Source organism: Pseudoduganella sp. UC29_71 (assembly GCF_042693265.1).
Taxonomy (GTDB): Bacteria; Pseudomonadota; Gammaproteobacteria; order Burkholderiales; family Burkholderiaceae_D; genus Rugamonas.
Map to the genome: position 1 here is coordinate 5633010 of NZ_CP170549.1, position 23281 is coordinate 5656290.

General features: G+C 61.8%; 13 protein-coding genes, 1 tRNA gene, 3 rRNA genes and 1 pseudogene. 5 read left to right on the forward strand and 13 right to left on the reverse strand.

The features are described from left to right. Positions 1-4: 4 nt before the first annotated feature. Together ACFJI2_RS25095 and ACFJI2_RS25100 are read left to right on the forward strand one after the other, a co-directional pair. A complete protein-coding gene (locus tag ACFJI2_RS25095) occupies positions 5-379 on the forward strand; it encodes an acyl-CoA thioesterase (protein WP_181259929.1) in 375 nt (124 codons plus the stop codon). A gap of 10 nt (positions 380-389) precedes the next feature. Continuing rightward, positions 390-2033, forward strand: a complete 1644-nt coding sequence (locus ACFJI2_RS25100; RefSeq protein ID WP_377702369.1) for an alkaline phosphatase D family protein — start codon at positions 390-392, stop codon at positions 2031-2033. A gap of 46 nt (positions 2034-2079) precedes the next feature. On the opposite strand, the gene ACFJI2_RS25105 is transcribed toward ACFJI2_RS25100, so the two are convergent. The 4 genes from ACFJI2_RS25105 to ACFJI2_RS25120 form a co-directional block, all read right to left on the reverse strand. Further along, positions 2080-3750 (reverse strand): long-chain fatty acid--CoA ligase, encoded by a 1671-nt coding sequence (locus ACFJI2_RS25105; protein ID WP_377702370.1) that lies wholly within the window; start codon positions 3748-3750, stop codon positions 2080-2082. A 74-nt stretch (positions 3751-3824) separates the two neighbouring features. Beyond that, positions 3825-5522: a long-chain fatty acid--CoA ligase gene (locus ACFJI2_RS25110; RefSeq protein WP_377702371.1), complete on the reverse strand. Its 1698-nt coding sequence runs from the start codon at positions 5520-5522 to the stop codon at positions 3825-3827. 178 nt (positions 5523-5700) lie between these two features. Next, positions 5701-6804 carry an aminopeptidase gene (locus ACFJI2_RS25115; protein WP_377702372.1) on the reverse strand — a complete coding sequence of 368 codons (1104 nt, stop codon included), beginning with the start codon at positions 6802-6804 and terminating at the stop codon, positions 5701-5703. Between the two features lie 33 nt (positions 6805-6837). Next, positions 6838-8925, reverse strand: coding sequence for a molybdopterin-dependent oxidoreductase (locus tag ACFJI2_RS25120; protein WP_377702373.1), 2088 nt, complete (start codon positions 8923-8925; stop codon positions 6838-6840). A gap of 155 nt (positions 8926-9080) precedes the next feature. On the opposite strand from ACFJI2_RS25120, the gene ACFJI2_RS25125 reads away from it, so the two are divergent. After that, complete coding sequence (locus ACFJI2_RS25125) at positions 9081-10277, forward strand: amidohydrolase (protein ID WP_025595668.1); 1197 nt, start codon at positions 9081-9083, stop codon at positions 10275-10277. Positions 10278-10393: 116 nt separating this feature from the next. Here the strand turns inward: ACFJI2_RS25125 and ACFJI2_RS25130 are convergent, their stop codons facing one another. Then, the gene (locus tag ACFJI2_RS25130) at positions 10394-11323 is read right to left on the reverse strand and encodes an NAD(P)-dependent oxidoreductase (protein WP_377702374.1); all 930 of its coding nucleotides are present in this window, start codon (positions 11321-11323) and stop codon (positions 10394-10396) included. Positions 11324-11423: 100 nt separating this feature from the next. Between ACFJI2_RS25130 and ACFJI2_RS25135 the strand changes: the two genes are divergently transcribed. After that, a complete protein-coding gene (locus ACFJI2_RS25135) occupies positions 11424-11969 on the forward strand; it encodes an acyloxyacyl hydrolase (protein WP_377702375.1) in 546 nt (181 codons plus the stop codon). Between the two features lie 89 nt (positions 11970-12058). Here ACFJI2_RS25135 and ACFJI2_RS25140 read toward each other — a convergent pair. The 5 genes and pseudogenes from ACFJI2_RS25140 to ACFJI2_RS25160 all read right to left on the reverse strand — a co-directional run. Beyond that, a pseudogene (locus ACFJI2_RS25140) lies at positions 12059-13783 on the reverse strand (M4 family metallopeptidase); the annotation flags it as partial. 159 nt (positions 13784-13942) lie between these two features. After that, positions 13943-14055 (reverse strand): 5S ribosomal RNA (gene rrf, locus ACFJI2_RS25145). Between the two features lie 105 nt (positions 14056-14160). After that, positions 14161-17033, reverse strand: a 23S ribosomal RNA gene (locus ACFJI2_RS25150). 166 nt (positions 17034-17199) lie between these two features. Further along, positions 17200-17276, reverse strand: a tRNA-Ile gene (locus ACFJI2_RS25155). A 63-nt stretch (positions 17277-17339) separates the two neighbouring features. Continuing rightward, positions 17340-18870: ribosomal RNA gene (locus tag ACFJI2_RS25160) — 16S ribosomal RNA — on the reverse strand. The 16S, 23S and 5S rRNA genes sit together here with 1 tRNA gene alongside, the layout of an rRNA operon. A 394-nt stretch (positions 18871-19264) precedes the next feature. Between ACFJI2_RS25160 and ACFJI2_RS25165 the strand changes: the two genes are divergently transcribed. Next, positions 19265-20476 carry an ATP-binding protein gene (locus tag ACFJI2_RS25165; protein ID WP_029754881.1) on the forward strand — a complete coding sequence of 404 codons (1212 nt, stop codon included), beginning with the start codon at positions 19265-19267 and terminating at the stop codon, positions 20474-20476. On the opposite strand, the gene ACFJI2_RS25170 is transcribed toward ACFJI2_RS25165, so the two are convergent. The 3 genes from ACFJI2_RS25170 to ACFJI2_RS25180 are packed head-to-tail and all read right to left on the reverse strand — an operon-like array spanning position 20457 to position 23280. After that, complete coding sequence (locus ACFJI2_RS25170) at positions 20457-21683, reverse strand: EAL domain-containing protein (RefSeq protein ID WP_377702376.1); 1227 nt, start codon at positions 21681-21683, stop codon at positions 20457-20459. The two genes, ACFJI2_RS25165 and ACFJI2_RS25170, sit on opposite strands and share 20 nt — an antisense overlap. Before the next feature lie 8 nt (positions 21684-21691). Next, positions 21692-22774 carry a chemotaxis response regulator protein-glutamate methylesterase gene (locus tag ACFJI2_RS25175; RefSeq protein WP_377702377.1) on the reverse strand — a complete coding sequence of 361 codons (1083 nt, stop codon included), beginning with the start codon at positions 22772-22774 and terminating at the stop codon, positions 21692-21694. Beyond that, positions 22771-23280 (reverse strand): chemotaxis protein CheD, encoded by a 510-nt coding sequence (locus ACFJI2_RS25180; protein WP_377702378.1) that lies wholly within the window; start codon positions 23278-23280, stop codon positions 22771-22773. The genes ACFJI2_RS25175 and ACFJI2_RS25180 overlap by 4 nt, the downstream gene beginning before the upstream one ends. Position 23281: the final 1 nt, after the last annotated feature.

Below are 23281 nucleotides of genomic sequence, written 5' to 3' on the forward strand. Positions count from 1 at the left end.
GAAGATGCCGGAACTGCGCGTGATGCCCGCCCCGGCCGATGCCAACGTCTACGGCGACGTGTTCGGCGGCTGGATCATGGCGCAGGTGGACATTGCCGGCTCGCTGCCGGCCACCCGGCGCGCCAACGGCCGCGTGGCGACCGTGGCGGTGAATTCCTTCGTGTTTAAAAATCCCGTCTTCGTCGGCGATCTGCTGTCCTTCTACGCCGATATCATCAAGGTCGGCAACACCTCCATCACGGTCAACGTGGAAGTGTACGCGGAGCGCAACCGCCTGCAGGCGTGCACCGTCAAGGTCACCGAAGCCACGCTGACCTATGTCGCCACCGGCCCGGACCGCAAGCCGCGCCAGGTGCCGCCGCTGGAAACGCTGCTGTAGCCCTGACCCCATGGACGCAGGACGCCGCGACCTCCTGCTCAGCGGCGCCCGCCTGTCCGCACTGGCGGCCACCGCTGCCGTAGCCGCCGCCGGCGTCACGCTGGCGCGCAGCGAAGCCGAACGCGGCCCGCCGCGCGGCCGCAGCGGCGGTGCTGCGCAATCCGGCGCCGGAACCAATGGCGCCGGCTATCCCTTCTCTCTCGGCGTGGCCTCCGGTTCGCCGCTGCCCACCGCCGTGGTGCTGTGGACCCGCATCCTGTACGACCCGTTCAACGCCGCCGCCATGCCGCCGCTGGCCTTCTCCGTGCGCTGGGAAGTGGCGCACGACGAAGCCTTCCGCAGCATCGCCGCCAAGGGCACGGCGCTGGCCGCGCCCGAACTGGCGCACAGCGTGCACGTGGACGTCACTGGCCTCGAGCCCGGCCGCTGGTACTGGTACCGCTTCATGCTGGGCGACGCCGTCAGCCCGGCCGGCCGCACCCGCACCGCGCCCGCACCGGACAGCATGCCGGCTGCGCTCAAGCTGGCCGTGGCCTCCTGCCAGCACTGGGAGTTCGGCAGCTACGCCGCGCACCGCCATCTCGCCGCCGCCGCGCCCGACCTGGTGGCCTTCCTGGGCGACTACATCTACGAATGGGGCGCCTACCAGCGCCAGCACCCGCAGCGCGCCGTGCGCGTGGACGAAAGCTTCACGCTGGACCAATACCGCGCCCGCTACGCGCAGTACAAAAGCGACGCCGACCTGCAGGCAGCCCACCTGGCCGCGCCCTGGATACTCACCTGGGACGACCACGAAGTGGCCAACGACTACGCCGGCGACCGCGACGAGCGCCTCTCGCCCATCTTCGCCGCGCGCCGCGCCGCCGCCTACCAGGCCTACTACGAGCACCAGCCCATCCGCCTGAACGCGCCGGACGGCCGCTACGGCGCCATGCGCATGCACCAGCGCTACGACTGGGGCCGGCTGGCGCGCTTCCACGTGCTCGACAACCGCCAGTACCGCACGCCGCAAGCCTGCACCGTGGGGCGCGGCGGCTCCAGCTCCGTCTACTGGCGCGAATGCGCCGCGCTGCGCGACCCCGCGCGCGACATGCTGGGCGCGCCGCAGCAGCGCTGGCTGGAACAGGGATTGAAAGAATCGGTAGCGCGCTGGAACATCCTCGCGCAGCAAACGCTGATGGCCGGCGGCAGCCAGGTGCCGCTGGTGAACGGCGACGACGGCCGCTACTGGACCGACGGCTGGGACGGCTACCCGGCCGCGCGGCAGCGCCTGTACGACGCGCTGCAAGCGAGCGGCGCGGCCAACCCGGTGGTCCTGTCCGGCGACGTGCACACCTTCTACGCCGCCGAGCTCACGCGCGACGGCCGCCGCCCGTCCGGCGCCGGCAACCCGGTGATTGCCACCGAGTTCTGCGGCACCTCCGTCACCTCCAGCTCGCGCCCGCAGGCGCGCACGCTGCAATATGTGGACATGAACCCGCAGCTCAAATACGGCCGCAGCGACAAGCGCGGCTACATGCTGTTCGACATCACGCCCGAGCGCAGCAGCGTGCTGTTCCAGGGCCTCGACGACGTCCGCAACCCCGCCAGCGCCATCTCCACCCTCGCCCGCTTCAGCGTCCTCAACAACCAAAATGGGGTCAGGGTTAATTAAAAGTGCAACTATTAATTAACCCTGACCCCATTTTGGGAGCAACTTTTTAGGCGGCTTGTTTTTCGTCGCGCAGCTGGCGGCGGAGGATTTTGCCGACGTTGGTCTTCGGCAGCTCGTCGCGGAACTCGATGTATTTGGGCTTCTTGTAGGCGGTCAGCTCGGCTTTGCAGAATTCCTGGATGGCTTCGGCAGTCAGGTTGGGGTCCTTGCGCACGATGAACAGCTTGACCGCTTCGCCGGAGTTTTTGTCCGGCACGCCGATGCACGCCACTTCCAGCACGCCCGGATGCGCGGCGACCACGCCTTCGATTTCGTTCGGGTAGACGTTGAAGCCGGAGACCAGGATCATGTCTTTCTTGCGGTCGACGATGCGGGTGTAGCCGCGCTCGTCCATGATGCCGACGTCGCCGGTCTTGAAGAAGCCGTCGGCCGTCATGGTCTTGGCGGTTTCGTCCGGACGCTGCCAGTAGCCGGCCATCACCTGCGGACCGCGGATGGCGATTTCGCCCGGCTGGCCCAGCGGCACTTCGATGCCGTCGTCGTCCAGGATCTTGATTTCGGTGGACGGGATAGGCAGGCCGATGGTGCCGGTGAATTCCTTGATGTCGACGCGGTTGGCGGTGGCCACCGGCGAGGTCTCGGACAGGCCGTAGCCTTCGATGATGGGCGTACCCGTCAGCTTGAGCCAGCGGTCGGCCACGGCTTGCTGCACGGCCATGCCGCCGCCGTTGCACACCTTGTAGCTGGAGAAGTCGAGCTTGGCGAATTCGGGGTTGTTGAGCAGCGCGTTGTACAGCGTGTTTACGGCCGGGAATACCACCACCGGGTACTTGGCCAGTTCCTTGACGAAGCCGGGAATGTCGCGCGGGTTCGGGATCAGCACGTTCAGGCCGCCGAAGCGCATGCCCATGAAGGCGCTGATGGTCAGCGAGTAGATGTGGTACAGCGGCAGCGCGCACACGAACACCACTTGCTTGCCGCTGGTGTCCAGGCCCAGCCACGCTTCGTTCTGCAACACGTTGGAGATGACGTTACGGTGCAGCAGCACGGCGCCCTTGGAAACGCCGGTGGTGCCGCCCGTGTATTGCAGGAAGGCGATGTCTTCGTGGCCCAGCTGCACCGGCTTGAGCGTGAGGCGCGAACCTTCGGCCAGCACTTTCTTGAAGCTGATCGAACCCGGCAACGACCAGGCCGGCACCATCTTCTTCACGTTGCGCACGACGAAGTTGACGATGGCGCCTTTCAGCCCGCCCAGCAGGTCGCCCATGCTGCCGACGATCACATGCTTGACCTTGGTGCTGGCCACCACCTGCTGCACCGTGGTGGCGAAGTTTTCCAGCACGATGATGGCTTCGGCGCCGGAGTCGTTCAGCTGGTGCTGCAGTTCGCGCGGCGTGTACAGCGGATTGACGTTGACCACCGTGTAGCCGGCGCGCAGGATGCCGGCCATGGCCACCGGGTATTGCAGCACGTTGGGCAGCATGATGGCCACGCGCGCGCCTTTTTCCAGGCCCTTGCTTTGCAGCCAGGCGCCCAGCTGCTTGGACATCTGGTCCACTTCGCGGTAGGTCAGGAACTTGTCCATGCAGACATAGGCGTTGCGGTCGGCGAACTGACGGAAAGACTCCTCCAGCAAATGCGTCACCGAGCTGTATTGCGTGTTGTCGATTTCCGCAGGTACGCCTTGGGGGTAGGAATTCAACCAAATCTTGTCCATCTGTAGCCTCGTTCAATCATTATTCGATAAAAAAACCGCCTGGCCAGCAGGCGGTCGCGCCTGGTGGCCGGCCGTTATGCCGCTTTCTTCTTCTCGCCCACCACTTCGTCGCGCAGCACGCGGCGCAGGATCTTGCCAACGTTGGTCTTCGGCAGCTCGTCGCGGAACTCGATGTATTTCGGCTTCTTGTAGCCGGTCAGGTTTTCCTTGCAGTAGGCCATCAGCGTTTCCACGCTCAGGTTCGGGTCCTTGCGCACCACGAACACTTTCACCGCTTCGCCGGAATGCTCGTCCGGCACGCCGATGCAGGCGCATTCGAGCACGCCGGGATGCGCGGCAATCACGCCTTCCACTTCGTTCGGGTAGACGTTGAAGCCGGACACCAGCACCATGTCTTTCTTGCGGTCCACGATCTTGACGTAGCCGCGCGCGTCCATCACGCCGACGTCGCCGGATTTGAAGTAGCCGTCCGGCGTCATCACCTTGGCGGTTTCTTCCGGGCGGTTCCAGTAGCCCACCATGACCTGCGGACCCCGGATGGCGATTTCGCCCGGCTGGCCCAGCGGCACTTCCTTGCCGTCGTCGTCGAGGATGGCGATGTCGGTGGACGGCACCGGCAGGCCGATGGTGGCGGTAAACTCGGTGCCGTCGGCGCGGTTGCAGGTGGCCGTCGGCGACGTCTCGGACAGGCCGTAGCCTTCGATGATGGGCACGCCCGTCACTTTCAGCCACTTGTCGTTGACGGCCTGCTGCACCGCCATGCCGCCGCCGTTGCAGATCACCACGCCGGAGAAATCCAGCTTGCTGAACTCGGGGTGGTTCACCAGCGCGTTGTACAGCGTGTTTACCGCCGGCAGCATGTTGAACCTGTACTTGGACAGTTCCTTGATGAAGCCGCCGATATCGCGCGGATTGGGGATCAGGATGTTCATCGCGCCCATGCGCATGCCCCACATGGCGCAGGCCGTCAGCGCGAAGATGTGGTACAGCGGCAGCGCGCACACGATGGTGAGCGGCTCGTTGGGCGGCAGCGTCTTCAGGCGCGGCTGAGCCCAGGCTTCGTTCTGCAGCAGGTTGCCGACGATGTTGCGGTGGGTGAGCGTGGCGCCCTTGGAGACGCCCGTGGTGCCGCCGGTGTACTGCAGGAAGGCCACGTCGGACGCGTTCAGCTCCACCGGCGTGAGCTTCATGTTGGCGCCCTGCGACAGCGCATCCTTGAAGCGCACGGCGTTCGGCAGCGAGAAGGCCGGCACCATCTTCTTCACGTTGCGCACCACGAAGTTGACGATCACGCCTTTCAGCCCGCCCAGCATTTCACCCATGCTGGCAACCACGATGTGCTTGACCTTGGTGCGCGGCAGCACCTGCTCCAGCGTGGTGGCGAAGTTTTCGAGGATGAGGATGGCTTCCGCGCCCGAGTCGTTCAGCTGGTGCTCCAGCTCGCGCGGCGTGTACAGGGGATTGACGTTGACCACGGTGTAGCCGGCGCGCAGGATGGCCGCGATGGCGATCGGGTATTGCAGCACGTTGGGCATCATCACCGCCACGCGCGCGCCCTTTTTCAGGCTGCGGCTTTGCAGCCACGCGCCCAGGCGCTTGGACAGCGTATCGAGTTCGGCATAGGTGAGGAATTTGTCCATGCAGACGTATGCATTGCGGTCCGCATACTTCTGGAAGGACTCTTCCAGCAAATGCACCAGCGAGCGGTATTGGTTCGGATCAATCTCCGCTGGAACGCCGGGGGGGTACGACTGCAGCCAAATTTTCTCCATCCTGTGCCTCGTCTCTTGATATGTTTTTTTGGGGGGCAAACAAAAAATAGTACGCTCGTACACAAACTGAGTAAGATGCTATCGGGCGCAACGCCAGTATGCAAGCGCTTTTGCAGATTTTGAACCCCTACTCTACCCACTGAGGTGCGAAGGAACATTTGCTGCGACGCAGCATATCTCAGTGATCAGGCGACACTATCGATTGCGTAGCAACCGTATCGGGCCGGGTTGGCGGCGGCTGCCCCAGATGCAACAGGCGGGCCTGGCGCTCTTGCAGGCTCAGGGTGGACATGCCTTGCACCGCAGCATAAAAGCGCGGGAAGGTTTTTTCCTGCGCCAGCAGGGCGCGGAATCCCGGTAAAAAATCATTGTAGGTTGCAACAGACGCAAGATGGGCGTTATTTAACGGTTCGGCGAAGAACCGATCATAGCCCGCGTAGCCGCCCCAGCTGTTGATTTTCATCAGCTGGTATTCCTCTTTCAGCGAGGTAAAGATGCGCAGCTTCTCTTCGCGTTTTTTCTTGTCGCTGACCTTGCGCGCGTAGTTGGCGGCCAGCAGCGCGCGGTGGCGCACCAGCAGTTCGAGGAAGTCGCGCCGGCGCGCGCTGTAGCGGTCGTAGGCGTCGCGCATGGCGGGGTTGCCGTACATGTCCAGCCAGCGCTGCACGCCGGCTTCCTCCACCGCCGTGGCAAAGGCTTCGTTGAAGCGCGAATCGCCCTGCACATAGGCCACCTGGTGCGCCAGCTCGTGGAACACCATGCGCGCCAGTTCGGCGTCCGAATAGTTGATGAAGGAGGACAGCAGCGGATCGCTGAACCAGCCCAGCGTGGAATAGGCGGGCACGCCGCCCAGCTGCACGTCGTTGCCCTCCTTGCGCAATTCGTCGGCGTAGGCTTCGGCGTCTTCCTTGCTGTAGTAGCCGCGGTAGCTGACGCAGCCGGCGATGGGGAAGCACCACTGGATGGGCCGCAGCGACAGCGAGGGCGTGGCCACCACGTTCCACAGCACATAGGGGCGGTTCAGGGCGGCGTAGTTGCGGTAGCTGGCGTTGTCCGGCAGGCCGAGTTCCTTGACGGCGAAGCGGCGTATCAGCAGCGCCTTTTCCAGGCGCGCCTTGAGTTTGGGATCGGTGGCGGGGTCGCCCAGCCAGTCCTCGATGGGGCGCGCTTCGGACCAGAGCGCATACTGGCCCTGGGCCGCCTGGAAGTAGTACTTAAACTGGGCGCAGCCGGCCAGCATCAATGCGCACGCGCCCGCCGCCAGCCAGAACCTGGCACGCATTAACTGTCGGGCAAATTTGCGCATTTTTCACTCTCACGCCGCTTTCTCTACTTGAACCAGTGTATCGTAAAAAGTCGGCGCGCGGCCCATATCGGTAAGGCGCTGGCTGGTCACTTCGTTGGCGTTCTTGCCGTCGCCGGCGAGCTTTTTCCACCATACGGACAGGCCCACCACGAGGCCCGCGCGGGCCTTGTCGGTGACCCGCAATTTACATACGAATGAGCCACGATCGTTGTATATGCGCACCATATCGCCGTGCGCCACGCGGCGCTGCGCGGCGTCGTCCGGGTGCATGTCCAGCTGCGGCTCGCCCTCGGTGGCGCGCAAGCTGGTCACATTGACAAAGGTGGAGTTCAGGAAGTTGCGCTGCGGCGGCGAGATCATGGCCAGCGGGTACTTCGCCGCCAGCTCCGGATTGCTGGCGCGCGACTCGTACGGCGCGATATAGGCGGGCAGCGGATCGAGGCCGTCGGCCAGCATCTGCGCCGAATAGAACTCGCACTTGCCGGACGGCGTGGGGAAGCCGCCCTGCGCGAACGGCGCGGCCGGCATGTTCAGACGCTGCCAGCCCTTCTGCTTGAGCGAGTCCCAGTCGAAGTGCACGGCGCGCGCGTCTTTCGTATTGAAAGCCTGTGCCGCCAGTTCGTCGTCGCTTTCGCGGAACATGGGGTCGTCCAGGCCCATGCGGGCGGCCAGCAGGCGGAAGATTTCCGTGTTCGGCTTGGCCTCGCCCATGGGCGCGATGGCGGCGTTGTTGGCCATCATGTACAGGTGGCCGTAGGAGGTGTGCACGTCCACGTGTTCCAGCTGCGTGGTGGCGGGCAGCACGATGTCGGCGTAGTCCACGGTGTCGGTCTGGAAGTGTTCCAGCACCACGGTGAACAGGTCTTCGCGCGCGAAGCCTGCTGCCACCCTGGCCGAATCGGGCGCTACCGCCACCGGGTTGGAGTTGTAGACGATGACCGCTTCCACCTGCGGGCCGAATTCCGGCGACGCGGGGCGCAGCAGGTCGTCGCCGATGGTGCTCATGTTGATGGTGCGCGGCACTTTGGCGTGCCGCTGCAGCAGGTCGGTGCGCTGCAGCAGCGCCTTGTTGGACGGGAAGGAGCCGCTGGACGACAGCTGCACGCCGCCGGCCGCGTGGCGCCAGGCGCCCACCAGCGCCGGCAGGCAGGCGATATTGCGCACCGCCATGCCGCCGCCGCGCACGCGCTGCACGCCGTAGTTGGTGCGGATGGCAACCGGCTCGCCGTTCTTCGCCATGCCGCCGTACAGGCGCGCCAGCTCCACCACTTCCCGCACCGTGATGCCGCAGGTTTGCGCGGTGCGCTCCGGCGTCCATTCCGCCGCGCGCTGCTTGAGCTGCTCGAAGCCCAGCGTGTAATGCGCAATGTAGTCGTGGTCCAGCAAGTCTTCGGCGATCAGCACATGCATCAGGCCCAGCGCCAGCGCGGCGTCGGTGCCCGGCAGCAGGGCGATGTGCTGGTGGCACTTCTCGGCCGTCAGCGAGCGGTAGGGGTCGATGGCGATCAGCTTGGCGCCGTTGCGCTTGGCGGCCTGGGCGCGGGTCCAGAAATGCAGGTTGGACGCGATGGGATTGCCGCCCCAGATGAGGATCAGCTTGGCGTCCTGCACCTGCTCCAGGTCGGTGCCGATGGAGCCGCCCACCGTGTATTTGTAGCCGGTGGCGCCGGCCGTGGCGCAAATGGTGCGGTCCAGCTGGGAGGCGCCCAGCGTGTGGAAGAAGCGGCCCGCCATGGCCTCGCCTTGCAGCAGGCCCATAGTGCCGGCGTAGCTGTAGGGCAGCAGCGCTTCCGGCGCGCGCGCGACGATGGGCTTGAGCCTGGCGGCGATGGTGTCCAGCGCCTCGTCCCAGCTGATGCGCTCGAACTTGCCTTCGCCCTTCTTGCCCACGCGGCGCAGCGGATGCAGCAGGCGGTCCGCGTGATAGGTGCGCTCGGTGTAGCGCGCCACCTTGGTACACAGCACGCCGGCGGTCGGCGGGTGGTCCGGGTCGCCTTTCACTTCGGTGGCGACGCCGTCTTCGACGGTGACGATGATGGCGCAGGTGTCGGGGCAATCGTGCGGGCAGGCGGCACGGACGTGGCTGGTGGTGGTCATGGCTGGGCGGGTCCAAAAACAAACATCGAAAGCGCTATCGTAAACGATTCCGCGCTACCCCATCCGGCGGCGGCAAAGGCTACAATGGCAATACCGCTATGTGGCATGGCGCCTTATCCAGGCGCGCAGCAAGAACAAAATACTGGAGAGCCCAGATGAAACTTGTAGAACCCATAATTGCGTTTCAATCCGAACTGCAGCAGATCCGCCGCGATCTGCACGCGCATCCGGAACTTTGCTATGAGGAAGTGCGCACTTCCGACGTCGTGGCCGCCAAGCTGACCGAATGGGGCATCCCCGTGGTGCGCGGCCTGGGGCTGACCGGCGTGGTCGGCATCATCCAGAACGGCACGTCCGGGCGCGCCATCGGCCTGCGCGCCGACATGGACGCGCTGCCCATGCAGGAAATTAATACCTTCGCGCATGCATCCAAGCATGAGGGCAAGATGCACGCCTGCGGCCACGACGGCCACACCTCCATGCTGCTGGGCGCGGCGCACCATCTGGCGCAGCACCGCGACTTCGACGGCACCGTCTACCTGATTTTCCAGCCGGCCGAGGAAGGCGGCGCCGGTGCGCGCCGCATGATAGAGGACGGCCTGTTCGAACGTTTCCCTATGGAAGCTGTGTACGGCATGCACAACTGGCCCGGCATGCCGGCCGGCGCCTTCGGCGTGTGCGAAGGCCCGATGATGGCGTCGAGCAATGAATTCCACGTCACCATACGCGGCAAGGGCGCGCACGCGGCGCAGCCGCACAAGGGCATCGATCCCATCATGGTGGCGGTGCAGATCGCACAGGCGTGGCAGACCATCATCACCCGCAACAAGAGCCCGCTCGACACGGCCGTGCTGTCGATCACGCAGATCCACGCGGGCAGCGCCACCAATGTGATTCCGGACGACGCAAAGATGGTGGGCACGGTGCGCACTTTCACCACGGAAGTGCTGGACCTGGTGGAGCAGCGCATGCGCGTGCTGGCCGAGAACATCGCGGCGGGCTTTGACGCGGAAGTGGACTTCGCATTCAAGCGCAATTATCCGCCGCTGGTGAACCATGCGAAGGAAACGCGCTTCGCGGTGGACGTGATGAAGGCGGTGGCCGGGGCCGACAAGGTGGACGACCAGGTGGAGCCGACCATGGGCGCGGAAGATTTCGCGTTCTTCCTGCAGGAAAAGCCGGGCTGCTACATCTTCCTCGGCAACGGCGACGGCGACCACCGCGACGGCGGCCACGGCCTGGGTCCTTGCGTGCTGCACAACGGCAGCTACGACTTCAACGACAACCTGCTGCCCATCGGCGCCAGCTTCTGGGTGCGGCTGGCGGAAACGGCGCTGCCGCTGGCGCGCTGAGACCGGCGGGTTACGGCGCTGCGCGCCTAACCCGCCCTACAACCCCAAGCCATCAACGCACCAACGCTGCTCTCGTAGGGCGGGTTAGCGCAAAGCGCGTAACCCGCCAAGCGCCGCTACGGCAATTGATCTGGCCCACTCCCCACGCGCTGCCCCGTATTGAGCTGCTCCAGCCCCAGCAGCGCCGCCGAATGATCGGCCTGCGGAAACATATCCACAATCGCCTCATAGCGCTGCGTCACCAAATCGGTCACCGGCAGCTGCACGCCAGCCGCCGCTGCCGCCGCCAGGATATTGTGCTGATCCTTCAACTGCGTGCGCACCTGTCCCCCCGGCATGAAATTCCGCTCCAGCATGCGCTGCCCATGCACCTCCAGTACCTTGCTCTCCGCAAAACCGCCCCGTATCGCCGCCCGGACGGCGGCCGGATCAGCCCCCGCCGCCTGCGCCAGCAGCAGCGCCTCCGCCACGATATTGATCGTGCCGCCCACGATCAGCTGGTTGCACAGCTTGGACACCTGACCGCTGCCCGCCGGCCCCACCAGTGTCGAGCGTCCCATGGCTGCAAACACCGGTTCCGCGCGCGCATAATCCTCGGCGCTGCCGCCGGCCATGATGGCCAGCGTACCGGCCTGCGCCCCGCCCACGCCGCCCGACACCGGCGCATCGACAAAGCGGCAGCCGCCGGCCGTAAGCCGCATGTGGAACGCCTGCGCCTCCGACTGGCGCGTGGAACTCATGTCTATCCACAGCACGCCCGGCCGCAGCGAAGGCAGCGCCGCCTCGATCACCAGGCCCACCACCGGCCCCGCCTCCAGCATGGAGATCACCACGTCGGCCGAGCTGACGGCGTCGGCCAGGTCGGCCACCGGCATGGCGCCGAATTCAGCCAGCGGCTCGGCCTTGCTGGCCGTGCGGTTCCAGACGGTGACGGCAAAACCGGCGTGCAGCAGGCGCCGCACCATCGGCTCTCCCATCAAGCCGATACCAAGGAATGAAATTTGCGTTGACAATGGGATGACTCCTGAGTGAACAATGTTGAACATGTCCTAAGAATATTAGCGCCTCCTGAACGATTTTGTGAATCTCGGTAGAATGAAGTACTGCTATATAACACGACATATAGCGCTGACTCTGAAAGAAGCCATGCAAACTAAAAAAATCCTCGCGGCAGCAGCCGCAATTCTGGCAATGCAAGCTGCTGTTGCCGACGACAAGCTGATCGATACTTCCTACGTTGAATACGCCAGCGCCTCCAAGGTCCAGATGGCCCGCATCGGCGCCACCTCCGACTGGAACAAGCAGTGGTTCCAGTCCAATGGCACCAGCCTGAGCGGCTACTGGGACGCCAGCTTCGGCGCCTGGCGCGGCAAGATGGCCAACAATGTACCGGGCGCGCACCAGGACCTGGTGGACGTCGGCTTCACGCCGGTGTTCCGCTACGGCGCCGACAACAAGAAGGGCTTCTACGTTGAAGGCGGCATCGGCGTGCACCTGCTGTCCAAGCTGTACAACAACAACGACGACAAGCTGGCCACCGCCTTCCAGTTCGGCGACCACATCGGCGTAGGCTATGTGTTCAACAACAACTGGGAAGTGGCGGCCAAGATCCAGCACTTCTCCAACGGCGGCATCAAGAAGCCGAACAGCGGCGTCGATTACGCCGTGGTGAAGCTGGCCTACCGCTACTAAGCACACGCCCATGAAAAAAACCTCCGCAGTTCGCACTGCGGAGGTTTTTTTTCGCCCGTCTATGGCTTGCTCGGGCCTACTCGGGCTTACTCGGCGACGTCCGTCCCCACGTTGATGGCGGCGTAGGCGCGCTGCACCGCCTTCGCTTCGGCGCTGTTGGCGCCATACAGTTCCTGCGCCGCAGCGAGCACCTTCAGGCGCGCATCGGCATAGTTGGTCGAGGACGTGAACTTGGTGGTCAGCGCCTTGAACCAGATGCGGTAGGCCTTGTCGAGGCCGATGCCCGTCATGGCCAGCGGCGCCTTGGTCAGGTACTTGCTGTAGTACTCGCTGGTGCTGGTCGAGCTTGAGCCTTTGGCCAGGAAGTAGAACATGCGGTTATTGGCTCCGCTGCTGTAGTGCACGTCCAGGCGCTTGAGCGAGGTGCTCCAGGCGTCCGGGCTGCTGCCGTCCTTGCTGGGCTTGTACAGCCAGCGCAGCGGCTGGCCGTCTTTGGCGATTTCCTTGCCGGTCATCCAGTCATTGCTGCTCGGCCATGGCAGCGCCGCGCCGGTGCCGCCGGCGCGCGCATAGGCTTCCACCGCCTCGCCCGTGATGTCCGAGCTGGACTCGTTCAGGCCGCCGGATTCGCCGCGATACGCCAGGTTGGAGGTGGCGGCGGTGACGCCGTGGCCCATCTCATGGCCGATCACGTCGATGGAGCCGAGGTTGTTGAAGTAGGTGCCGCCGTCGCCGATGTACATGCACTTGCAGGTGTCGGAGTAGTAGGCGTTGTCGTAGGCCGTGTTGACGTGGGCGGCGATATAGGTGGCCGTGTTGTTGCCGTCCAGCGACTGCCAGCCCATCACATTCTTCAGCATGTCGTAGGTGTTCATCAAGCCCCACAGCGCGTTCACGGCGGCAGTCTGGCCGTTGGCATTGGTGGTGCTGCCGCCGGCGATGTATTGCTGGCCGTCGCCCCAGGTGTTGCTGGTGTTGGTGTACACGCTGCCGGCGCTGGTGGTGTGGTTGGCATTGGTGATGGCCATGGCGCCGAAGGTGCCGCCGGTGCCGCGCGAGCCGTCCACCATCTTGTAGGTGGTGCCGCTCAGCGTGGTGTTGATGGGCACGGCACCGTTGTACTGGCTGTTGCCGGTGCCGACCACGGTCTGCAGCGTGCTCCACTGCTCCAGCACGCTGCCGTCCTGGGCGTTGACGATGGTGTTGTGGAACACAGGCTTGTTGCCGTTGGCCATGCGAGTCTGCACCAGGTAGGCCAGCTTGTAGCCGTCCACCACTTCACTCACGTCGGTGGCGTTCAATTCAGCTTCCGCCTTGTTTTCGGCGCCGGCCGCGCGCACGGTTTTCATGACGGGATAGATGATGAGTTCGGCGCTTGGCGGATCGATCGCCACCGCATAAGGGCCGACGCCGCGCAGCGCGGCTTCCACCGCCTGGCGCGGCAGCAGCTTCGGTTTCACATCCATGCGTTTCGGACTGAGCGAGGAGCGGCGGTCGGCAATCGATTCGCTGAGAATATTGCCGCCCGCATCGGACACCACCACCGATTCGGATTCGAAGATGCGCACGCCCTTATAGGTGTGGTTCAGGCGGCTGATGGCCTGGCCGCGCGCACCGGGATGCTGGCTGGCGAGGGCGAAGCCGTGGTCGGTGTCCAGGCCATGCTTGCCGCGTTCGCCGTTCAGCGTGCTGATCAGGCGGGCTTTTTCTTGCGGAGAAAACGACGCCGGCTCGCCCATGGTGGGTGCGGCGTGGACGGTGGAAAGTAGCGACGCTGCAACGGCGGCGGCTAGCATAGTCGTACGAAATGCCATTTCTATCTCCCGGAAAGGTTGGACGACCAAGTTAGCTCATCCGTTCAGCGCCAGTCAAAAAAGCTGGCAAATGAGACGTTTCGGGGGCGGTTGTTAAGAATGGGACAATCGAAAGCAAAAAAGCCCACCAGATCACTGGTGGGCTTTTCTTTATAACTAGCCTGACGATAACCTACTTTCACACTGGTTGCAGCACTATCATCGGCGCAAAATCGTTTCACGGTCCTGTTCGGGATGGGAAGGGGTGGGACCGATTTGCTATGGTCATCAGGCTTTGACTTGTACGCTGCGTGCTATGGCACGCAGCTGCAATCTGGAAGAAGTAAATTGGGTAGTAATTCAAACACAGGCAAATGCGATATAACCGTCAAGGTTATAGGGACAAGCCTTACGGGCAATTAGTACTGGTTAGCTTAATGCATTACTGCACTTCCACACCCAGCCTATCAACGTCCTGGTCTCGAACGACCCTTCAAGGAGCTTAAAGCTCCGGGAAATCTCATCTCAAGGCAAGTTTCCCGCTTAGATGCTTTCAGCGGTTATCTCTTCCGAACTTAGCTACCCGGCAATGCCACTGGCGTGACAACCGGTACACCAGAGGTTCGTCCACTCCGGTCCTCTCGTACTAGGAGCAGCCCCCTTCAAATTTCCAACGCCCACGGCAGATAGGGACCAAACTGTCTCACGACGTTTTAAACCCAGCTCACGTACCACTTTAAATGGCGAACAGCCATACCCTTGGGACCGGCTACAGCCCCAGGATGTGATGAGCCGACATCGAGGTGCCAAACTCCCCCGTCGATATGAACTCTTGGGAGGAATCAGCCTGTTATCCCCAGAGTACCTTTTATCCGTTGAGCGATGGCCCTTCCATACAGAACCACCGGATCACTATGTCCTACTTTCGTACCTGCTCGACTTGTCGGTCTCGCAGTTAAGCACGCTTATGCCATTGCACTATTAGCACGATGTCCGACCGTACCTAGCGTACCTTCGAACTCCTCCGTTACACTTTAGGAGGAGACCGCCCCAGTCAAACTGCCTACCATGCACTGTCCCCGATCCGGATCACGGACCAAGGTTAGAACCTCAAACAAACCAGGGTGGTATTTCAAGGTTGGCTCCACGAGAACTGGCGTCCCCGCTTCAAAGCCTCCCACCTATCCTACACAGATTGGTTCAAAGTCCAATGCAAAGCTACAGTAAAGGTTCATGGGGTCTTTCCGTCTAGCCGCGGGTAGATTGCATCATCACAAACACTTCAACTTCGCTGAGTCTCGGGAGGAGACAGTGTGGCCATCGTTACGCCATTCGTGCAGGTCGGAACTTACCCGACAAGGAATTTCGCTACCTTAGGACCGTTATAGTTACGGCCGCCGTTTACTGGGACTTCAATCAAGAGCTTGCACCCCATCATTTAATCTTCCAGCACCGGGCAGGCGTCACACCCTATACGTCCACTTTCGTGTTTGCAGAGTGCTGTGTTTTTATTAAACAGTCGCAGCCACCAGTTTATTGCAACCCTTTCGCCCTACTGAAGTAAATCAGCCAAGCTACCGGGGCGTACCTTTTCCCGAAGTTACGGTACCAATTTGCCGAGTTCCTTCTCCCGAGTTCTCTCAAGCGCCTTAGAATACTCATCTCGCCCACCTGTGTCGGTTTGCGGTACGGTCTCGTATGACTGAAGCTTAGAGGCTTTTCTTGGAACCACTTCCGATTGCTACGCGAACAAGTCCGCTCGTCCCGCTCCCTTGAATTGCGCACCCGGATTTGCCTAAGTGCCTTCTATGAAGCAGAAACTGACTATTCCAACAGTCAGACAACCTTCCGCGATCCGTCCCCCCATCGCATCATACGACGGTGCAGGAATATTAACCTGCTTCCCATCAGCTACGCATCTCTGCCTCGCCTTAGGGGCCGACTCACCCTGCTCCGATGAACGTTGAACAGGAAACCTTGGGCTTACGGCGTGGGGGCTTTTCACCCCCATTATCGCTACTCATGTCAGCATTCGCACTTCTGATACCTCCAGCATCCTTTACAAGACACCTTCGCAGGCTTACAGAACGCTCTCCTACCATATGCTTACGCATATCCGCAGCTTCGGTGACTGGCTTAGCCCCGTTACATCTTCCGCGCAGGACGACTCGATCAGTGAGCTATTACGCTTTCTTTAAATGATGGCTGCTTCTAAGCCAACATCCTGACTGTTTTAGCCTTCCCACTTCGTTTTCCACTTAGCCAATCTTTGGGACCTTAGCTGGCGGTCTGGGTTGTTTCCCTCTTGACGCCGGACGTTAGCACCCGACGTCTGTCTCCCAAGCTCGCACTCATCGGTATTCGGAGTTTGCAATGGTTTGGTAAGTCGCGATGACCCCCTAGCCATAACAGTGCTCTACCCCCGATGGTGATACTTGAGGCACTACCTAAATAGTTTTCGGAGAGAACCAGCTATTTCCAAGTTTGTTTAGCCTTTCACCCCTACCCACAGCTCATCCCCTAATTTTTCAACATTAGTGGGTTCGGTCCTCCAGTGCGTGTTACCGCACCTTCAACCTGGCCATGGGTAGATCACTTGGTTTCGGGTCTACACCCAGCGACTGGCGCCCTGTTCGGACTCGATTTCTCTACGGCTCCCCAATCTGGTTAACCTTGCCACTGAATGTAAGTCGCTGACCCATTATACAAAAGGTACGCAGTCACGGAACAAGTCCGCTCCTACTGTTTGTATGCACACGGTTTCAGGATCTATTTCACTCCCCTCCCGGGGTTCTTTTCGCCTTTCCCTCACGGTACTGGTTCACTATCGGTCGATTACGAGTATTTAGCCTTGGAGGATGGTCCCCCCATCTTCAGACAGGATTTCTCGTGTCCCGCCCTACTTGTCGCATACTTAGTTCCACACGTCGCATTTCGTGTACGGGGCTATCACCCGCTATGGCCGCCATTTCCAGGGCGTTCCACTATGCGTCATGCTAAATCATGCAGGCTCATCCCATTTCGCTCGCCACTACTTTGGGAATCTCGGTTGATTTATTTTCCTGCAGCTACTTAGATGTTTCAGTTCGCCGCGTTCGCTTTGCATGCCTATGTATTCAGCATGCAATGACCTATAAGGCCGGGTTTCCCCATTCGGAAATCCTCGGATCAAAGCTTGTTTGTCAGCTCCCCGAGGCTTATCGCAGACTTCTACGTCCTTCATCGCCTGTAATCGCCAAGGCATCCACCATGTGCACTTATTCACTTGTCCCTATAACCTTGACGGCTATCGGTATCAAGCATTTACTACTGTGTTTGATGATTTATCTACTACCCTGAATATCTTGCGATATTCAATAAATCTTTACTTCTTCCAAATTGTTAAAGAACGATACTACTTTTATCTAAAGCTCAGGCCTTAGATAAAAGCAGGTAACTGGTAGGGCTGGTTGGACTCGAACCAACGACCCCCGCGTTATCAACACGGTGCTCTAACCAGCTGAGCTACAGCCCCAGAAAACGTTCTCTTTAAAAACAGCCGATAAGTGTGAGCGTTTGGCGTGGCGCCATACTCTAGAAAGGAGGTGATCCAGCCGCACCTTCCGATACGGCTACCTTGTTACGACTTCACCCCAGTCACGAATCCTACCGTGGTAAGCGCCCTCCTTGCGGTTAAGCTACCTACTTCTGGTAAAACCCGCTCCCATGGTGTGACGGGCGGTGTGTACAAGACCCGGGAACGTATTCACCGCGACATGCTGATCCGCGATTACTAGCGATTCCAACTTCATGCAGTCGAGTTGCAGACTACAATCCGGACTACGATACACTTTCTGGGATTAGCTCCCCCTCGCGGGTTGGCGGCCCTCTGTATGTACCATTGTATGACGTGTGAAGCCCTACCCATAAGGGCCATGAGGACTTGACGTCATCCCCACCTTCCTCCGGTTTGTCACCGGCAGTCTCATTAGAGTGCCCTTTCGTAGCAACTAATGACAAGGGTTGCGCTCGTTGCGGGACTTAACCCAACATCTCACGACACGAGCTGACGACAGCCATGCAGCACCTGTGTAAAGGTTCCCTTTCGGGCACTCCTCAATCTCTCAAGGATTCCTTCCATGTCAAGGGTAGGTAAGGTTTTTCGCGTTGCATCGAATTAATCCACATCATCCACCGCTTGTGCGGGTCCCCGTCAATTCCTTTGAGTTTTAATCTTGCGACCGTACTCCCCAGGCGGTCTACTTCACGCGTTAGCTGCGTTACCAAGTCAATTAAGACCCGACAACTAGTAGACATCGTTTAGGGCGTGGACTACCAGGGTATCTAATCCTGTTTGCTCCCCACGCTTTCGTGCATGAGCGTCAATCTTGACCCAGGGGGCTGCCTTCGCCATCGGTGTTCCTCCACATCTCTACGCATTTCACTGCTACACGTGGAATTCTACCCCCCTCTGCCAGATTCTAGCCTTGCAGTCTCCATCGCCATTCCCAGGTTGAGCCCGGGGATTTCACGACAGACTTACAAAACCGCCTGCGCACGCTTTACGCCCAGTAATTCCGATTAACGCTTGCACCCTACGTATTACCGCGGCTGCTGGCACGTAGTTAGCCGGTGCTTATTCTTCAGGTACCGTCATTAGACATGGATATTAGCCACGCCCGTTTCTTCCCTGACAAAAGAGCTTTACAACCCGAAGGCCTTCTTCACTCACGCGGCATTGCTGGATCAGGCTTGCGCCCATTGTCCAAAATTCCCCACTGCTGCCTCCCGTAGGAGTCTGGACCGTGTCTCAGTTCCAGTGTGGCTGGTCGTCCTCTCAGACCAGCTACTGATCGATGCCTTGGTAGGCCTTTACCCTACCAACTAGCTAATCAGATATCGGCCGCTCCAGGAGCACAAGGCCTTGCGGTCCCCTGCTTTCATCCTTGGATCGTATGCGGTATTAGCGTAACTTTCGCTACGTTATCCCCCACTCTTGGGTACGTTCCGATATATTACTCACCCGTTCGCCACTCGTCAGCGGAGCAAGCTCCCTGTTACCGTTCGACTTGCATGTGTAAAGCATGCCGCCAGCGTTCAATCTGAGCCAGGATCAAACTCTTCAGTTCAATCTCTGTTTTTCGATATCTCTATCGAGGTCGCTCACTCAAAATACTGACGATTCCTTCTTTCGAAGGTCACGTTTAATATATTGTGTAAGCGTTTAATAATTTGAGCTAAGAGGCTTGCGCCTCCGGCATCATCATCAAACGCCCACACTTATCGACTGTTAATTTTTAAAGAATTCTGCGTTACCTGCTGAATCGTTTTGTTCAGCAGCAGAGAGGCGATATTATGAGGCTTGTCTTTAATTCCGTCAACCCTCGTTTTTTTCCTCTTTCCGACGCTGCGTGTGTTCAGCAGCGCGGGGACAGAACTATAGCAAAGCCTGGCGCCCCTTGCAACAGTGTTTTTGGCTATACTTTCTGAAGCAGCTATAGCAGCTATTCGACAGGAGTCAGGATGGTCCCACATGAACTGCCGGCCGGAAGTCCGCCCACGATACTGGTGGTGGATGACTCGCCTTCTTTCCTGACCGCCCTGCTCGACCACCTGTCCTCGCGCGGCTTCCTGGTGCTGATCGCGCGCCATGCGGAAGAAGGCCTGATGCGCGCCGAGTTCGGCCTGCCCGACCTGATCCTGATGGACGTGGTGCTGCCCGGCATGGACGGCTTCGAAGCGTGCCGCCGCCTGAAGGCCAGCGACAACACCAGGGACATTCCCGTCATCTTCATGACCAGCCTGGCGGACGCGCGCCAGAAGGTGAGCGGCTTCGAGGCCGGCGGCGTCGACTACATTACCAAGCCCTTCCAGATCGAGGAGGTGCTGGCCCGCATACACACCCACCTGGAACTGCGCAAGGCCAACCGCGAACTGCAGCAAATGTTCGAGCAGCTCAACCGCGCCAAAGAGGAACTGGTGCACAGCGAAAAGCTGGCGGCGCTGGGCGCGCTGGTGGCCGGCATCTCGCACGAATTGAATACGCCCATCGGCAACAGCCTGATGATCGCCAGCGCCTTCGAGGACCAGACCAGCGAGATCCGCGCCATGTTCGGCCGGGGTGAACCGATGAAGCGCTCGCTGTTCGAGAGCTATCTGTCGAATGCAAATACGGCAGTGGAAGTGCTGGTGCGCAACCTGCACCGCGCGGCGGACATGGTGTCCAACTTCAAACAGGTGGCGGTGGACCAGACCAGCGCGCAGCGCCGCACCTTCTTGCTGGCGGAAGTCGTGTCGGGCAATATACTGACCTTGCTGCCCACCATACGCCGCACACCTTACACGGTGACGCAGGACATTCCGCCTGCGCTGATGATGGACAGCTATCCCGGCCCTCTGGGCCAGGTCATCACCAACCTGCTGACCAACGCCATCACGCACGGCCTGGATGGCCGCGACCACGGCACCATCGCCATTAGCTCCAGCGGCGAGGAGCAGGACAGCGTGGTGCTGACCATCTCCGACGACGGCAAGGGCATCAGCGCCGACAACCTGCTGCACATCTACGAGCCCTTCTTTACCACCAAGCTCGGTGTGGGCGGTTCCGGTCTCGGCCTGCACATCGTACACAACATCGTCACCGATATCCTGGGCGGCCGCATCGACGTGCGCAGCGCGCCGGGCGCCGGCACCACCTTCACGCTGACCCTGCCGCTCACCGCGCCGATGCGCTAGCCAGTTCCTTCAAGCGCCTGCGGTTGTTCCTGATCCAGCCTGCCAAGGCGTTGCCGGGCATGGGCGCCGCCACCAGCGCACCCTGCGCCAGTTCGCAGCCGAGGCTGCGCAGGAGGGACAGGTCTGCCGCCAACTCCACGCCTTCGGCCACGGCCGCCATGCCCATCTGATGCGCCACGCTCAGCGACTGCTGCAACAACGCCTGGCGCGGCGGATGCTGCGACGCTTCATGTACGATGACGGGATCGATGCGCAGCTCGGTCAGCGGGCAGCGCGCCAGCTGCTGCTGCGTGGTGTGCCCGGCGCGGTAGCCGCCCAGCGCCAGGCCGAAGCCGCGCACGCACAGGTGCGCCAGGTTGGCGATGGTGAGCGGCGCGCCGTCCGCCAGCACGGACTCCTGGCATTCCCAGATGACGGTGCGCGGCTCCAGGCCCAGCTCGCGCACCTGCGCGCTGAGCTGGTCCACGCAGGCGCGGTCGGCCAAGATTTCAGTGGGCAGCTTGATGGACATGCCCAGCGAGATCAGGCCGATGTCGTGCCAGGCACGCAGCTGGCGCAGCGCCTGCGCGGCAATGTCCACCGTCAGCGGCGCGATGCAGTCGGCGCCCTGCAGGGCGGGCAGGAAGCGGGCCGCGCGTATCAGGCCGCGCTCGGGGTGCGCCCAGCACGGCTGCACATCGAGCCCGCGCAGCATGCCGGTGGCGATTTCAATGCGCGGTTCGTAGTACGGCAGGAACTGGCCGGCGGCCAGCGCGGCCGCCACCTCCTCGGGCGCAGGCAGGCCGATCGCCGTCGCCTCGCGCAAGCGGCCGACGTCGGCGCGGTCCAGGATTTCGCTCAACACGTCGAAATGCAGCGGCTTGAGCACAGTACCCAGCAGTACCTGCAGCGCCGTGCGCTGCGTCATGCCCGCTTGCGCTTCCTTTAGGCGCTCTTCGCGCGCACTGGCCACCAGCAGGCTGGCCGCCAGTTCCAGTTCGCACACATGGCGTATCAGTTCGATGCCGTCCATGCCCGGCATGTCCATGTCGGTCAGCACCAGCTCCACCGGCATGCCGCGCGCATTGAGCTTGCGCAGCGCATCGATGCCGTCGCAGGCCAGCAGCACTTCGCCGAAACCGGCCTGGCGCAGCAGCCCGGCCATGTGGTCGCGCTGGACGGGACTGTCCTCCACCACCATCGCCGTGCAGCCGCTCCAGTCAGCCATGGCGGGCCTCAGGCCAGGAAGGAATTCAGCTGCTGCACGATCTCGCGGCCAATCTGCTCCAGCGTCACGGTGCGCTCCACGCCGCCGCGCTTGACCGCCTCCTTCGGCATGCCGTACACCACGCAGCTCGCTTCATCCTGCGCCACCGTGTAGGCGCCGGCGTTGCGCATCTCCAGCAGGCCGGCCGCGCCGTCATCGCCCATGCCGGTCATGATCACGCCCAGCGCGTTCGAGCCGGCACATTTGGCCACGGAGCGGAACAGCACATCGACCGAGGGCCGGTGGCGGTTTACCAGCGGGCCGTCCATCACTTCCACGAAGTACTGCGCGCCGTTGCGGCGCAACAGCATGTGCTTGCCGCCCGGGGCGATCAGCGCGCGGCCGGGCACCACGCGGTCGCCGGTCTGCGCTTCCTTGACGGTGATCTCGCACACGGAGTTCAGGCGCTCTGCGAACGCCGCCGTGAATTTCTCCGGCATGTGCTGCACGATGACGATGCCGGGCGAGACGCGCGGCAGCGAAGTGAGCACCACTTCCAGCGCCTGGGTGCCGCCGGTGGAAGTGCCGATGGCGACAACGCGCTCGGTGGTCTGCGTCATGGCGCGCCCGTCGGCGGCCGGCAGGATGACATCGGCGGTCAGCTTGGCCACCGGCTGCAGCGGCGCGGCGCGGCCGGCCAGCTTGCGCACATTGGCGACGGCGGCGGCGCGCACCGCAGCGACCAGTTCGTCGGAGCTGTCGTTTAGGAACTGCTTCAGTTCCAGCTTGGGCTTGGTGATGATGGATACCGCGCCGGCCGCCATGGCCTCCATGGTGGTCTTGGCCGCCTTGGCCGTCAGCGTGGAGCAGATCACCACCGGCGTGGGACGCTCGGCCATGATCTTGCGCAGGAAGGTGATGCCGTCCATGCGCGGCATTTCCACGTCCAGCACGATCACGTCCGGCCACACGGTCTTCATGCGCTCCATGGCCAGGATGGGGTCGGCCACCGCGTGCAGCACCTGGATATCCGGCGCCTTGTTCAGCAGCCCGGTAACGACCTGGCGTACCACGGCCGAATCGTCCACCACCATCACATTGATCTTCTTCATAAGCGCTCCTTCAACGACTTGGCCCCGGGTTTGCCAGGCGGTCCCTGGCGCACCCACACGTCGCCGGTCCTGACGTTGAAAATAATATGGCGGTGGCCGACGCCGAACAGGCTCTCGGACACCACCGGTATCTTGTGCTGCTCAAGCAGTCGTTCGGCCGTTTCGCCGTTGCGCCTGCCTATGCCCATGCTATCGCCGCGCTCTATGCCGGGGAACATCATGCCGCCGCCGAAGATCTTGGCCTGGCATTCGGCCGGATCGATGCCGGCCTGCTCCAGTTCCCCCAGCATCAGCTCCAGCGCACCCTCGCAATAGCGCCCGTTGAGTTGCCCGATGGTGCTTTCCTTGCCCTCCATGGTCAGCAGGAAGTGCGACATGGCGCCAACGCGCGCGTGCGGATGCCAAAGCGTAATCGATACGCAGGAACCGAGCAAGGTTCGTATCCGGTGCCGCGCGTCGCCGACAAAGTGTTCGCCGGGCAGCAGGAAGACGTCGATGACGGCCACG

Excerpts from the sequence above, each read along its gene's own strand:
- ACFJI2_RS25095 (WP_181259929.1), top strand. The coding sequence starts at position 5 with ATGCCGGAACTGCGCGTGATGCCCGCCCCGGCCGATGCCAACGTCTAC.
- ACFJI2_RS25100 (WP_377702369.1), top strand. The coding sequence starts at position 390 with ATGGACGCAGGACGCCGCGACCTCCTGCTCAGCGGCGCCCGCCTGTCC.
- ACFJI2_RS25105 (WP_377702370.1), bottom strand. The coding sequence starts at position 3,750 with ATGGACAAGATTTGGTTGAATTCCTACCCCCAAGGCGTACCTGCGGAA.
- ACFJI2_RS25110 (WP_377702371.1), bottom strand. The coding sequence starts at position 5,522 with ATGGAGAAAATTTGGCTGCAGTCGTACCCCCCCGGCGTTCCAGCGGAG.
- ACFJI2_RS25115 (WP_377702372.1), bottom strand. The coding sequence starts at position 6,804 with ATGCGTGCCAGGTTCTGGCTGGCGGCGGGCGCGTGCGCATTGATGCTG.
- ACFJI2_RS25120 (WP_377702373.1), bottom strand. The coding sequence starts at position 8,925 with ATGACCACCACCAGCCACGTCCGTGCCGCCTGCCCGCACGATTGCCCC.
- ACFJI2_RS25125 (WP_025595668.1), top strand. The coding sequence starts at position 9,081 with ATGAAACTTGTAGAACCCATAATTGCGTTTCAATCCGAACTGCAGCAG.
- ACFJI2_RS25130 (WP_377702374.1), bottom strand. The coding sequence starts at position 11,323 with ATGTTCAACATTGTTCACTCAGGAGTCATCCCATTGTCAACGCAAATT.
- ACFJI2_RS25135 (WP_377702375.1), top strand. The coding sequence starts at position 11,424 with ATGCAAACTAAAAAAATCCTCGCGGCAGCAGCCGCAATTCTGGCAATG.
- ACFJI2_RS25165 (WP_029754881.1), top strand. The coding sequence starts at position 19,265 with ATGGTCCCACATGAACTGCCGGCCGGAAGTCCGCCCACGATACTGGTG.
- ACFJI2_RS25170 (WP_377702376.1), bottom strand. The coding sequence starts at position 21,683 with ATGGCTGACTGGAGCGGCTGCACGGCGATGGTGGTGGAGGACAGTCCC.
- ACFJI2_RS25175 (WP_377702377.1), bottom strand. The coding sequence starts at position 22,774 with ATGAAGAAGATCAATGTGATGGTGGTGGACGATTCGGCCGTGGTACGC.